Here is a 13,617-nt window from a genome sequence, read left to right as displayed (position 1 = left end):
TGCCCAGTTACCGGACAATCAATCGTTTTCGTACTGATCAACAAACTACTAAGCTAATTGCCCTCATGTATCTGCAGTTCCGACAATCATTGATTGATAACAATCTGTTAAGTGATGAGGCAATTTTCATTGATGGCACTAAAATCCTTGCCAATGCCAATAAGTATTCATTCGTCTGGCGAAAAAGCACGGAAAAATTTGAAAGTAAGTTGGACCAGAAAACACAGAACTTGTTTAAAGGCCTGATTCAAAACAAAGTCAATCTAGCTGTGGAAAGTGAAATGGATCCGACGGATCTCCAGACGCTTGAAGCTGAAGTAACCGCATTGGACACAGAGATTGACGAATTAGATCAGCAAATCAAAACCGAAAAGGTGATTCCCGGTGGGTCACCACGTAAGCAACGCCGTCGTCAACTAAAACATCTCCGGCATCTGGTAAGAGATGAATACCTACCCCGTAAACAAAAGTATCGCCAATATCATGAGTGGTTCGGTGATCGGAACAGTTTCTCTAAAACGGATCACGACGCGACTTTTATGCGAATGAAAGAAGATCCGATGCAAAACGGTCAGTTGAAGCCGGGGTACAATCTGCAAATCGCCACCCAATCACAATTTGTTCTCTATTACCAAGTTAATCAACGTCCTACGGACCAACGTACTTTAATGCCATTTTTAAAAACGATGAACTTTACTCAAACCCCAGTCAACTATATCGTTGCCGATGCGGGCTACGGCAGTGAGCCAAACTATCAATTCGTTAAAGAGGAATTGGGTAAGATCCCCTTGATTCCTTACACCATGTATCTAAAAGAACAATCGAAGAAATATCGCACCGATCTGAGCAAAGTGATGAATTGGGAATATCATGCCGAAGAAGATTACTACGTGGATAATCACCACATCCGTTTTTCATATCACGGCATGAGCCATCGAACTGATAAAAATGGATTTACCCGCGACTTTAAAGTTTATCGGGCCGACGATTACGATGACCCCGAAGGCTATTATTGGTCGACCACCCGCATGGGTAATCAACGCAGAATCAATATTAATCCGAATTGGGAATCCCAGAAGGAATATATTCGTGAACAGCTTTCAAGCTCAGAGGGCAAGGCCATTTTCGCTAAGCGAAAACTTGAAGATGAGCCAGTCTTTGGGAATTTGAAGGCTAATTTGCGTTTCCGTCGATTATCGGTACGTGGATTAAGACAAGTAAATAATGAATTAGGAATTATCTTGATGGCAGCAAATATGAATAAATTGGCCAAGATGATGGTCAATTTAACTCATATTTTTGGTTGGATAGAAAAACTGAGCCGCATCTTCCAGAGAAAGTGGAAAATGCGGCTCAGTTTATTTATCGGAGGGACTTATGTCCCGGCCTCCTTTTGAATTTTAAAACGGGATGCAGGATAAAGCGGATAGGCAAAAATTTGAGCCATCAAAATGTCTAAGAATCTTTAGCTTACAATTTTAACTGGTCCTTATCAGTCGATAACGGGAATCCCTTTCTAAATGCCGTCATCAAGAAATTAAGTAGTGGGGGAGTGACTTTTAACTCATCAAGGTCGCGCAGTGAGAATGTATAGCGAATGGCTTTTTCATCACCAGCGGCTACTTTTTGAACCCAGTTTGGTTCTCGAATTAGTTCTCGACCCATGGCAGCAAATTCAACATTGGCGGTCATTAATTTTTCAACTTGAGCAGGGGTGGCAAGATGACCAACGACCATTAATGGCAGATTATCGTCAAGCACTGGTTTAATTTTTTCAAAAATAGGCTGGGGATCATTGCGATCAACAATTGAGCTACCGAAAGCATCGGCTAAAGAAAGATGCAGATAATCAATTGGTGTTTTGGTTAGTTCTTTAATTAACGCCAGGGTGTCTGCTAACTGGATTCCTGGTGTTTCAATTTCTTCAGGGGAAATTCGATAACCTAAAATAAACGATGGGTTAGAATGCTTAATGACTTCAGCGCAGACAGCCACCACCGCAAGCGGGAAATTCATTCGATTTTCAAGGCTGCCGCCCCATTTATCGGTTCGGCGATTGGAATGGGGGCTAAAGAATTGCTGCAACAGGTATGTATTTGCACCGTGTAGTTCGACCCCATCAAAGCCAGCGTCAATGGCCAACTGGGTGGCATTAGCGAAGTCCTTGATTGTTTGTTCAATTTCTGCGTTACTTAGGGCCCGTGGTGTTTCAGCACCAGGCCGTAAAGCGGCAACGGCACTGGCAGAAACGGGCTGCTCACCATGAAGAATTTTAGAATTACTCATGCGACCGGCACTAAAAATTTGTAAAATCGCTTTGGTACCACTAAGTTTCATTGCGTTTGCTAATCGGGTTAGTCCTGGAAGCATTTTCCTGCTGGCAACACTTAGTTCACCTTCAAAGCCCTTACCAAGTTCGTTGACGTTAGCACAACCAGTAATCATCATCCCGACGCCCCCGGTTCTAAGCCGATAGTAGTTAATTTCATCAGTGGTGATTGAACCGTCTTCAAAACTGGATTGTTCAGTCATCGGCGACATTGCAATTCGATTTTTGATTGTGATGCCGTTGCGTAGTGTGTAGGGCTTGAAGAACTTGTAGTTTACCATGGGAACGCCTCCGTTAATAAAAGTATCATATAAGATAGTTCCATTTTAGCATAGCGAGTAGCGATCATACGAGTAAGTTAACGAAGAAAAATAATGTAAAAGAAATTTGACATAGTATGTAAAACATGTTTTACTATAAATGTAAAATAAGTTTTACATTGAAATGGAAGTGAGCACCATAAAGAATACAATTAAAGATCGGCGAAAAAAGCTAAAGTTATCACAAGCAGACCTTAGCGAGTTGACTTCGGTGACACGTCAAACAATCAATGCGATCGAAAACGAGAAGTATGACCCATCATTGTCACTGGCTTTTAAGCTGGCGAGGGTGTTGAATACGACAGTCGATAACCTTTTCACTGAGGAGGGGGATTATTATGGCAAAGACTAGGTTAATCTTGTTAGTGGTTATTTGGTTATTAACAATGGCCCTTTTTATTGCCTTTATTTTTGGGAGTGGCAATTTTTCGTCTGTTCTAGTCCTTTTCGTCATATCCTTGGTATTAACGGTTGCGTTTCGAAATGGTTAATGAAATGGATTGTTTTAGAGGAGAGCTATCAAAGTGATATCGATGTTATTGTGGTTGTAACGCATTAATTTTTCTTTGATAAGGGTTATTTTTGAGATGAGCAGAAGGGATGGGCATTATGATGAACACTAAAAAGCATATTGTTAACGTTGCGGTGGCCGCATCGCTTATATTGGGAATTATTTATCTCTTTTTCCTAGTATGTGCCCTTTATAAGGGATACGGTAATGTGCCCATTAATATTTCAATTGGCTTATGGATTATGCTAGCCGTTGGGGTGATTTTGGATATGGTGATCCTCGTCAGAACTGGCAAGGCCAACCGCCGGATTAAGTTTTTCGACTTTGGCGAGAATGGTTATCCACTTGACATGGAACATAATGATGAACGTGAGTGGCGGATGATGCTGACGGCGACGTACGTTTCAGCGCGATTAACCACTAGCTATCTAATTATCGTGTTTATGGTTCCCTATGCTTTAGTGTTATCTGAAACGCCATTAGGACCATCATTTTGGCCGATCTTCGCTGGTACAGCTCTGTTTATTGCGATTATGGTTAGCGAGTGGGGATATGTCCTGGCTTATTTACATTTAAATAAGCAGTGAAGAAAATTAATATTAATAATAGGTCGTTTCAACGCTAATTTTAAAACATTAAAAACAGGCCGTCCTTCTGAAGGATGACCTGTTTTTGTAATGGTACTGTACGGATTGAAAACGGGGTGGCTTGCCAGGCTACAGCTCGCCGCCCTTTTCAAAGGTGGGAACCATCTTTTCAGCCCGAAGTAAAACTAATTGATGCAATAAATCCTTAACGTTTTCAGTAATCGTATTGGCAATCTTTTCATTAACCTGGTTATGCCATTCAGGAAGAGCCGTTTTTTCAATATTCTTAAATTCGGCATCTGCTTCAGCCACTGCTGCCCGGCCATTCGCAAATCCAAACTTCCGGCTTTCAGAAACGGCAACCATGGCTTCAAGGTCATGTTCTGCGAAGAACGGATCTGCTAACATGGCAACCAGTTTATTCAGCCAGTAAAAGCTTTCGGTCGTTGTTCGCAATGGCGTGTTTTTGAAGTTTTCAGGAGTATCCGTGCAGTTGGCGAAAAATGGGACAGGGGCGTTGAATTCATTAACCCCCTCAGCTAACCAGTGAATGGCCGCGTGATCGGCTGGGAAATCTGGGCGAATTTGTAGAATATGCATTTCCTGGTTCCGGTTCATGCCAATTGGCCGGTAACGTTGTCGGGTTTCCGCTGTACCAGTTTTTCCATAAGGATCAAAATCAGTACCTTGATAGTGGCTGCTTAAAATAAAAGCAATGTCTTCAACGGAAATCAAGTGACTAGCGACTTGGGTAAATGGCATTGAGCGACTTTCAGGGTCCTGGTCAATTTCGGGGTTTAAGTACTTTTGGCCGTACCAAACCCGCGGTGTATTGTAGTAGTGATCAGCTTGAACGTCTTCACCGAAAATATCGCGGAAATTGAAGCCTTCCCGGGCTTTGTTCAAATGATATTTTTCAGCAAGTTCCTTCAAATCATCAGAATACAAATAATGATCCGGATCATTGAAATCAATTTCTTGAATGCCAGTTTGGTTAGGGGCCAGTACGTAAGCATTATCTGGGATGCGTTCTGCTGCCCAATGATGGCCACCGACCGTCTCGAAATACCAAACTTCATCAGAATCAGAAAAAGCAATGCCATTACTTTCACAAGTTCCAAATTGGGTTACCAAGTCTCCTAAGCGCTGAACCCCTTCACGGGCGCTATGGATGTAAGGGAGGACGACGGTTAGCATGGCTTCTTCACCGATGCCATCAGCCACTAATGGGTCAATCCCTAGCATCGTGGTGTTAGTAAATTCGGTTTCGGTAGAACTCATCGCAACGTTATCCGTATTAATGCCAGACTCACCCCAAAGGCCATCACTGGTATCTGCGCAAGGTGTTTCGGTGTAGCGCAAGGGATTAGCCGGTAGTTTTAAGCGAAATTTGTTAAAGGTCGATATGTACTCGGAAGGCTGATCGTTAGGATTGACGACAACAAAGCGCTTAGCGTTAATACCGCCACCAGCGTCCTCATTTCTAGCAATCATTGTTGAACCGTCAACCGTTGCGTTTTTCCCAGCTAAAAAAGCCGTGCAGCTTGAAAGATTTAAAGCAGTTTTCAAAAAATGTCATTTCCTTTCTAAATAGATAGGTATGCGATGCGTTATGCCGTGACAGTTTACACAGCTATCCTAAGATTGGTTATGACTAAAATTATACTGCAGATGGTTTGGCTTTTACAGGTACGGTAAAATTAGTGGGGCAAATTGAAACGGAAAAGTAGTATATTAGTAGTGAGAATAGGTGAACGAAATTTTGTCGCGTAGAAGGGGTTGGCCAACGATGGTTCTAACGTTTGTTTTCTTAATAATTGCGGGGTTCGCTGCCGGGCTGTTGGCGTCAGTTGCTGGGTTAGCCTCACTTGCTTCTTATCCGGCACTTTTGTTGGTTGGCTTGCCGCCAGTCATTGCGAATGTCACGAATACGACTGCACTTATTTTTTCTGGAATTGGTTCAATGGCGTCCTCTTTAAAAGAGTTGAGGGGAAATTGGAAGCGATTGGCAATTTATATTGGCTTATCGCTTGTCGGCAGCGTTATTGGTAGTTATCTTTTGTTAATCGCACCAGCTTCATCTTTTGAGAAAATTGTGCCCTTCTTTATTTTACTGGCCGGCATCTTATTGTTACTATCTGGTCGTAAGAAGGATGTTTCAACTAGAAAAATGAAGGAAGCTCATGCAACGCCAAAAAAGCATTTCTGGGTGTCACTAATCAGTTTAATTGGCATTGTGTTGGTAGGTGCTTACACCGGATACTTTGGTGCTGCTGGTGGCGTGATTTTTTTAGCAATTCTATCAGTCATCATGGATGAAAAGTTTGCCGTTATTAATGCGACTAAGAATGCGATTGCGTTCGTTGGTAATTTGGTTGCGACAATCATTTTTATTTTTAAGTCCCATATTGCTTGGTTATACGTGATTCCACTTGGATTTGGATTGCTAATTGGCGGTTATACGGGACCAATCATTGTTCGGCATGCTAATGTTCATTTGCTGCGAGCCCTCATTGCCCTTGCAGCATTTGGACTGGCGGGGTATTTGTTTGTGACGGCCTATTTTTGATTGTGAGTAAACGATAATTCTAAAATTTAAAAGCGATAAATCAGTCGGATTAGTTGTTAAATGATTGATTTATCGCCTTGTTTTTTTAACTCGTTTAATAAGTGGTAACGATTCTAGTTAATAGCGGGTTATCAATAACTAAAAGCTATTGGTTGATATTATATATGGGTATTTCACATTAAACTATTTGGCTCGTAAACTATGGTTAATTAGTTGATAGAAGGTGAATGAGACAAATGAAATCACAAATCAATTTAGGGACGCCGGAGTATGATCAGATCGAAAAAGTCAATCAGGTGAACCAGCCATTAGTTCAGGCGCTGAACTCAGGCCCTCACAACTCGGAATCAATCAGGTTGGCGTTAGAAAAAATTACGGGTCATCAAATTGATGAAACTAACGAAATTCACATCCCATTTTATACTGATTTTGGCCGGAATATTCACATTGGCAAGTCGGTATATATTAATGTTGGCGGAACGTTTGTCGATCTTGGTGGGATTTATATTGACGATCATGTCTTAATTGGGCCAAATGTCACAATTGCATCTGTTAATCACCGACTTGCATCGACTGATAGGCGGAACTTAGATCTGAACCCAGTTCATATTTGCGATAATGCGTGGCTGGGCGCCAATGTGACGGTGACACCAGGGGTGAAGATTGGTGAAAATTCGGTGGTTGCGGCGGGAGCTGTTGTGACCCATGATGTACCAGCAAATACAGTTGTAGCTGGTGTGCCGGCGAAACCGATTAAGAAAATAGAAAGGTAATCTATTATAAAATAGTAGGAGGATTTTAAATGACAATTTTTGATGAAACAAGTACGTTATCAAATGGCGTGACAATTCCAAGGCTCGCATTAGGAACTTGGGAAATTAACAATGAGGACGTTTCGGCCGTTGTTCAAAATGCGTTGCAAATTGGGTATCGCCATATTGACACGGCCCAAGCATACGGAAACGAAGAAGGGGTTGGCGAAGGTATTAAGAAAGCCGGCATTCCTCGGGATCAAGTTTTTGTAAATTCTAAGGTTGCGGCTGAAATTAAAAATTATGATGATGCAAAGAAATCCATTGACGAGTCACTTCGAAGAATGAAGCTTGATTATTTGGATATGATGATTATTCATAGTCCCCAACCTTGGATAGAAGTTAATCAATCTAGGGATCGTCATTTTCAAGGTAACCTTGAAACGTGGCGGGCAATGGAAGATGCAATGGCAGAGGGAAAGCTGAGGGCGATTGGTGTATCAAGTTTTCTGAAACCAGACCTTGATAACATCATCCAAAATAGCCAGGTGAAGCCAATGGTTAATCAAATTCTTGCTCATGTGGGGCATATGCCAGTTGATTTGGTAAATTATTCTAATCAGCAGGGAATTATTGTTGAAGCATTTTCGCCAATTGCCCATGGATTTTCCTTGAAGGTACCAGCGATTAGGAAAATCGCTGAAAAGTATGACGTTTCAGTTGCCCAGTTGTGCATTCGATATGATTGGCAGCTTGGGATGATTGTTCTCCCAAAGGCGGTAAAACCAGAACATATGAAGGCTAATGCAAAGATTGATTTTGAGATTAGTAATGAGGATATGCAGACCCTTAATTGCATCAATAATGTAGACTATGGTGATGCTAGTATTTATCCAGTTTATGGTGGTAAGCTGAAAAGCTTCAATGGGAAATCCGGCTCCGAAAATAGCTAGTTGAGTTATGTAAAACAATTCAAGGATAATTTGAATTTCTGCTTATTATTAATGAGATTACTGTACGACCTATTTTAAAATAGGTCGTATGGTATTTTTTATTTTTAAGACAACAAAAAGGACCAGTTAGGTAACTGAAAAAATCAGCAGGTTACTAGCTAGCCCCCTATATTGGACACGTTTAATGATTACTTCTTATTTTCATCTTTCGCGTCATACTGTCTCGCTTTTTGTTCCAGCTTCTTCTGGCGAACCAATGCCTTGGCATCCTTACGATCAGCTTTTCGTTTAGCTTTTTGCTGCCGTTCTTGAATTTTGATTTCCTGCTTAGCAGCTTCCTTCTTTGCTTTAGCTTGCCGCTCGATTGTTTTAGCAGCTAACTTAGCGGCGTCTTCCTCGGCTTCTTGTTCTCGTTCACGTTGTTTGGCAGCCAGTTCGGCCTCACCTTTTTTGAGATCCTGCTGGCGTTCGCGCTCTTTGGCGGCCTGCTTAGCAGCTTCCCTTTGGGCTTCGCGTTGTTGCTGCCGTTCGTCTTCAGCTCGTTGTTGAGATGATTTTTGGCTTTTGGTTTGTCGTTCAAATTCATCCCACTGAGCCCGTCGCATTTCACGGATCGTGTCAGCGTTTAACTGGGCAGCACCAGAAGCAGTTTTAGTGCCATTTCCGGAACCGATCGGCTGGTCTAGCCACCGGGCCCAACTAATCGGCTTAATGGCTTGCGTCGCTGGTTTAGCGTCGTTAGTGGCTTTTTGAGTTTCAACCAGTTGGCGGAATTGTTTCATCTTATCGCGGGGTAAACGCAAGTACTGCTGGCGCTGCTCAGTTGTTAGTTGAGAAACGTCGTACATTTGTTGGCGGTCACGACTGCTTAAGAGCATGTAAACAAGTGGGTAAGGGAGATAGAACCACAAAATAACTTGCGGGAAAAAATAGGCAAGCACAATTAAAATGCCATTTATTAGAACGTAAACCAGATTATGCTGACCGAAGATTTTTCGATAAACCTGACGCATTTTTGATTTATCCGTGTATTGGAAGTGGGTAATTGATCTTGCGAGTAATCTAAAACAAAATCCAGTGATCCCAACCAACAGTCCATACACAATTACGGTAATTTTAGTCGTATTTTCCGCCATCATATTGGTTGCCAGTGGTGTCAACGATAAGGGAATTAAAAATAGAAAATCGTATAGCATAATTCGATAACTCATGTCGTCAATTTCGTTAAATAGGGTTCCATGCTGGTACCACATGTTAGCGACAAATGCGAAGCTAATAATATAGACACCAATTTCCTTACTTAATAGTAGGTAATCGGTTAGATTATCCTTTAGGACGGGCGTTAAATCCAAAACCATGATTGTTAAAATAATGGCAATAACCGCGTCGCTAAAGGCGTCCAATCGTGTTTTCAGCTTTTTCATATTAAAGACCCCTTGAGGCACGTTTAATTATTGATAACTGAAGTGGCTTTTAGCTTTGGTAATACCAGAGCTTGACCGTAAACCCAATACTTTTGACTTTTTTGCTTCTTCTGAGACTTTTGAGTTGAAGGCTTTGAAATTCGGTACCAATTGTACTGAGTTCCTTGGGTAGCGTACATATCGATGACAACTTTTGCTCCCTTCTTAAGGCCACTCTTTTGCCAAGAAGTGGTTTTAATATCCTTGTAGTTACTATTAATAATGTGGTTAGTTAATTTGAAGGACTGATAGTTGCTACCGATTTTGGCGGTCATCTTAGTTTTATGATAAGCCAGGGATCCCGGCATGGTAGCGGCATTAGTTGTGGTTGGGGCAACAATGGTAGTGAGGCCACCAAGGGTTATTGCAGTAATTGCTAATAATAAATTTCGTTTCATCATCATAATCTCCTTTTTTATAAGTCATGCTCATTATATAACTTTGTTAAATGAAATGGTTGAATTGTAATAGATGACGTTTATCCGATAATTAATCGGATGATGCATCCGGATCATTAGGAATTTGAACGGAAAAGCCATCAAAAAGGCTTGCCAGTTCCTGAGGTGACAAAAATTTACCGATTTTTATCACCTTATCGTTGATCGAAACGATTGGAACCGGCTCTTTTTTGGAAGCGAGTACCTTTGCAATTTCCTGATTATTTTTTAAGCCCGTTAGAGATGAGTCAAAATGGACAAGCTTTAGAGTGAAGTTTCTTGTGATGTAGGCGAACTGTTTTTCCTGGATACTTCTAACTGATTTATCGATTTCGTCTTGATGACCACCCATCAACATCTCGAAGGCATGCAGTCGAGGGGATGTGTAATCTTTAGGAACGTAATAGGTAATCGTTGTTTTTGGCATCATTGAAGGAAGTCCTTTCAAAAAAATTGGAATGGGGTGGTGACAGTTTGCGTTCGAAGTTAACGAAAAACACAATCATTCCTATCTTGGAATAATTGTGCTCGTCATTAACTGGTAATTATTAGCTGTCTAGTGCAATTTTAACAACTGCATGGATGGGTTAAGTTGCCGCTATGAATTGATAGTTTACTGCTACCCAGCCACTTATTTAAAATACTAAGGTGGTTATCCTAGGAACTTCCGGAGAACCGCTTGACGGCTAATCAACGTGGTCTTGGTTTCTTTATCAGAAATCTTAACCAGATCAGCCGCTAGGTCAGCATGCTTTTGTTGGTCTTCATCTTGAGGGCCGGCCTTAATATCAAAGAGTTTTTCAACCGCTTCAATATCTTCGTCAACTGCGTGCCAAGCTGGATTTTTAGCTTGTAAGGCTTCCAAAGCATCCTTACTGAAGTATTTCGCAACATGAGCATAATCTTGCTTGATGTTTGGATAATACTTCATCAGGGTGGTTAATTCTTTGTCATCTAATTTATTTAGGATACGGCCAGTTCCCAGAAACTCTGGTGGAATCCCAACTGAGTAAAGGGCACCAGTGAAAGTGATTGCCCGTGGCATCTTGTAGCCGTCAACGTCCCTTGAATAACCAATGATTCCAACGTGTTGGTGACGATCACGGCGTTTAGGAAACGCATCAAAGATTGGCTGTAAATCATTAATCAGTGGGTCCAATGTTTCGTGATATTCTGCTGCCGCTTTCTTAGCAATTTCCAACAAAATCTTTTGATCGGCCTTATCGATGATTTGGAATTTGCTCTTTTGCAAGCCTTCGCGTAACTTGATGATGGCAGGTTCAACGACATCCAGTGGGTAATCATATCGGAATGCAGATTGGATGGTGACGGTCTTTAATCCCGGGAACTCTTCTAAGTAACGATCAATCATCATTGGTGACAAGCCACCACGAAAGACGGTGCTGCCCATTCCAGCAATTGGGTAAATTGGTAATTTAGTTTCGTCTTCAAACTCAGCTAAACGCGTTAGGGCAAGCTTATTACCAATAATACTGTTCAAGAAACCGTTTGAAAGAGCGGAATCAGAACCTGCCAGGAATACCCGCATGTATTTCAGGTCACGGCCAAAGTGTTGGTGATACATTTCCAAGTACTTTTTCAGAATTTCTGGGGCATGTAATTGAGATTCGAAGCCTTCAAACAATGGGATCATTTGGAGCGTATCAGAATCTTTATGGCCAGTATTAAATTCCTTCGTCTTATAATGAGATAAACTAGCAAATTTATCTTCCATGTCAATCAGTTGATCAGCTGATTGGGTCATCGGTAGGATTGCTTCAAATAGTGGTCGTTCTTTAAAGCCTAAGTCAAGTGCGAAGTCTTCTGCTGAAAGAATGGTTGTCATCGCTTGCATTAAACTGTAGCCCTTTTCTTCCCAAATATTTGGGAAACGGAAAGTTAGGAACTTGTCCTTACCAAGCGGATGCTTCTGGAAATACTCATAATGTTCTGAGTAGAGGCGGTCAATAACTGACGCATCGGCATGCTTTCCTTCCCAGTCCCACATGTATTCATCAGCGTCTAACACTGAGAAATTTTGATAGGCCTCGTCAATTTCACGGAATGCTGAAACAAAGGGATTTTGATGATCCTTAAAGAATGGCACACCAGCATTGTCCGGATGTTGCGTCCCCATGATATTTGGAATTTTTTTGTCCATAAAAAATTGCCTCCTAATATATAGATATGTATTTAGAGTGATTATACAGTAAAAAGGGTCTAACATGAAAATAAAATTAGAAATAACTGACTTTATACATAAACTGTCGATTTATGAACAAAACATTCATCTAATTAAATATTAATTAGATATTACCGCGAATGAGCGGCTTTTACCAGTCGTCCTAGTTACTAATCAAGAGTAAATAGCTGCTGGACAGCGATTAAACAGTCGATCACATTTAAATATTTTATTGAAAAGTGAAAATGAAAATCAAAATTCAAACTGATCCACTCAAGATCACCTTTTAATCACTTCAATCATACCTAAAAACACTTCCAATAGTCCAGAAAATGATTTTTTTCTGAAACTAATTTGGAAGTGTTTTTTGGATGATGATTGTTAGCTATGAAAACTGACCATAAAAAGGACCCGCTTAAATAGTAAATCCTTTTCTATATTTATGGTCCTTTAACTGGCAGACGTGGGATTAACAAACCTATCTGAATATCAGTTTACTGTTTCGATAGGTAATTTCCTTGCGTTTATCCAAATAATTAGCATACCTTGCAGCCGCAAAGAAATAATCCGATAAGCGATTGATGAATCCCATGACATCATTATTAATAGCCGTTTGAGCTTTTAAAGTAACAATTCGGCGTTCCGCTCTGCGAGTTACCGTTCTAGCAACTTGAAGCGCAGCGGCTACTGGGGAACCACCAGGCAGAATAAACTTTTTGACTTGAGGAGCAGCTTGCGTATATCGGTCGATTTTTCCTTCTAACCACTTAGTTGCTTCTTCGGCGGTTTGCGGATCAAACTTGTAATCCCGATGCGATTTCTCTGAGGGATTTGCAAGATCGTTGCCAACATCAAATAATAATTGCTGAATCTCTTCAAGTTCGTCAGCGAGTTCGGTCGTTTGAGCCGTGAGAATTGAGATGATATAACCAACCCATGAATTTAGTTCGTCCGTTGTGCCATATGCTTCTACCCGGGCATCATCCTTAGAGACAATCTGGTGGCCAATAATTTGCGTTCGCCCCTTGTCACCAGCTCTTGTGTAGATTTTCATTTATAATCAGTCCTTTTATAAGTTACCGCTATCATACCGTAAAAATGTGATTTGTTGGCTGCCATATAGGTGAAATGAATAAGATAGTGATGTTTTTAGGGAGAAAGGAGAAAAACTATTATTTTTATCGGAGGGTAGTTGGTATTTTAATCGTTAGGCGATACAAAAAAATGTAATCGGTTTCTTTAATCCCCTTGAAAAGGGCAGGCGAATGATGTGACTATCATTATTTTGCACAATTTTTTGCGGACAAAGTGGGATTGCGCCAATGTGATTGAAGATATTTAACAAATTTTAACGTTTCTTAGTTAATTATTCCACAAACCGAGACGGTTGGCCCAGATGCCTTGTACGAGAGGGGCTTTGTAGTGTATATTTTGAATTGGAAAGACATGAAAGAGGTTTCACAATGTTGCTATATTTAGAAAATCTCTTTTTAGACAATTAAAAATTGGAGCAA

Annotated in this window: 14 protein-coding genes; 7 read left to right on the top strand and 7 right to left on the bottom strand. The window is 40.9% G+C overall.

The window, feature by feature from the left end; genetic code table 11:
- On the top strand, nucleotides 1–1,397 hold a 1,397-nt coding region (locus FC98_RS08225), incomplete at its 5' end, for a transposase (RefSeq protein ID WP_056949434.1).
- Nucleotides 1,398–1,470: 73 nt separating this feature from the next.
- Here the strand turns inward: FC98_RS08225 and FC98_RS08220 are convergent.
- The gene (locus tag FC98_RS08220) at nucleotides 1,471–2,610 is read right to left on the bottom strand and encodes an NADH-dependent flavin oxidoreductase (RefSeq protein ID WP_008858165.1); all 1,140 of its coding nucleotides are present in this window, start codon (nucleotides 2,608–2,610) and stop codon (nucleotides 1,471–1,473) included.
- 178 nt (nucleotides 2,611–2,788) lie between these two features.
- Here FC98_RS08220 and FC98_RS08215 point away from each other — a divergent pair, with 178 nt between their 5' ends.
- The 3 genes from FC98_RS08215 (at nucleotide 2,789) to FC98_RS08210 (ending at nucleotide 3,747) form a co-directional block, all read left to right on the top strand.
- Nucleotides 2,789–3,001 carry a helix-turn-helix transcriptional regulator gene (locus FC98_RS08215; RefSeq protein WP_040471970.1) on the top strand — a complete coding sequence of 71 codons (213 nt, stop codon included), beginning with the start codon at nucleotides 2,789–2,791 and terminating at the stop codon, nucleotides 2,999–3,001.
- Nucleotides 2,988–3,140 carry a hypothetical protein gene (locus tag FC98_RS14685; protein WP_008858163.1) on the top strand — a complete coding sequence of 51 codons (153 nt, stop codon included), beginning with the start codon at nucleotides 2,988–2,990 and terminating at the stop codon, nucleotides 3,138–3,140. The genes FC98_RS08215 and FC98_RS14685 overlap by 14 nt, the downstream gene beginning before the upstream one ends.
- 118 nt (nucleotides 3,141–3,258) lie before the next feature.
- Nucleotides 3,259–3,747, top strand: coding sequence for a hypothetical protein (locus FC98_RS08210; RefSeq protein ID WP_040471962.1), 489 nt, complete (start codon nucleotides 3,259–3,261; stop codon nucleotides 3,745–3,747).
- A 129-nt stretch (nucleotides 3,748–3,876) separates the two neighbouring features.
- Here FC98_RS08210 and FC98_RS08205 read toward each other — a convergent pair whose 3' ends face one another.
- Nucleotides 3,877–5,316 carry a C69 family dipeptidase gene (locus FC98_RS08205; protein WP_056949433.1) on the bottom strand — a complete coding sequence of 480 codons (1,440 nt, stop codon included), beginning with the start codon at nucleotides 5,314–5,316 and terminating at the stop codon, nucleotides 3,877–3,879.
- 220 nt (nucleotides 5,317–5,536) lie between these two features.
- Between FC98_RS08205 and FC98_RS08200 the strand changes: the two genes are divergently transcribed.
- The 3 genes from FC98_RS08200 (at nucleotide 5,537) to FC98_RS08190 (ending at nucleotide 8,021) form a co-directional block, all read left to right on the top strand.
- A complete protein-coding gene (locus FC98_RS08200) occupies nucleotides 5,537–6,316 on the top strand; it encodes a sulfite exporter TauE/SafE family protein (protein WP_056949432.1) in 780 nt (259 codons plus the stop codon).
- Nucleotides 6,317–6,552: 236 nt separating this feature from the next.
- On the top strand, nucleotides 6,553–7,089 hold the full coding sequence (locus tag FC98_RS08195) for a DapH/DapD/GlmU-related protein (protein ID WP_040471960.1): 537 nt from the start codon (nucleotides 6,553–6,555) through the stop codon (nucleotides 7,087–7,089).
- A 29-nt stretch (nucleotides 7,090–7,118) separates the two neighbouring features.
- Nucleotides 7,119–8,021, top strand: a complete 903-nt coding sequence (locus FC98_RS08190) for an aldo/keto reductase (protein WP_056949431.1) — start codon at nucleotides 7,119–7,121, stop codon at nucleotides 8,019–8,021.
- Nucleotides 8,022–8,209: 188 nt separating this feature from the next.
- Here FC98_RS08190 and FC98_RS08185 read toward each other — a convergent pair whose 3' ends face one another.
- The 5 genes from FC98_RS08185 to FC98_RS08165 all read right to left on the bottom strand — a co-directional run bounded on the left by FC98_RS08185 (nucleotide 8,210) and on the right by FC98_RS08165 (nucleotide 13,157).
- Nucleotides 8,210–9,445 (bottom strand): TMEM175 family protein, encoded by a 1,236-nt coding sequence (locus tag FC98_RS08185; protein ID WP_056949430.1) that lies wholly within the window; start codon nucleotides 9,443–9,445, stop codon nucleotides 8,210–8,212.
- A 23-nt stretch (nucleotides 9,446–9,468) separates the two neighbouring features.
- Nucleotides 9,469–9,882, bottom strand: a complete 414-nt coding sequence (locus FC98_RS08180; RefSeq protein ID WP_235803608.1) for a hypothetical protein — start codon at nucleotides 9,880–9,882, stop codon at nucleotides 9,469–9,471.
- Nucleotides 9,883–9,973: 91 nt separating this feature from the next.
- Nucleotides 9,974–10,351, bottom strand: coding sequence for a hypothetical protein (locus FC98_RS08175; RefSeq protein ID WP_008858154.1), 378 nt, complete (start codon nucleotides 10,349–10,351; stop codon nucleotides 9,974–9,976).
- A 222-nt stretch (nucleotides 10,352–10,573) separates the two neighbouring features.
- A complete protein-coding gene (gene ppcA, locus FC98_RS08170; RefSeq protein WP_054655090.1) occupies nucleotides 10,574–12,082 on the bottom strand; it encodes a phosphoenolpyruvate carboxylase in 1,509 nt (502 codons plus the stop codon).
- Nucleotides 12,083–12,581: 499 nt separating this feature from the next.
- Nucleotides 12,582–13,157 carry a cob(I)yrinic acid a,c-diamide adenosyltransferase gene (locus FC98_RS08165; RefSeq protein ID WP_008858152.1) on the bottom strand — a complete coding sequence of 192 codons (576 nt, stop codon included), beginning with the start codon at nucleotides 13,155–13,157 and terminating at the stop codon, nucleotides 12,582–12,584.
- Between the last annotated feature and the right edge of the window lie 460 nt (nucleotides 13,158–13,617).

Origin of the sequence: Lentilactobacillus kisonensis DSM 19906 = JCM 15041, from assembly GCF_001434135.1 — a bacterium.
Lineage (GTDB): Bacteria > Bacillota > Bacilli > Lactobacillales > Lactobacillaceae > Lentilactobacillus > Lentilactobacillus kisonensis.
Note: the sequence above shows the minus strand (reverse complement) of the source record. Positions and strands in the feature narration are given on the sequence as shown.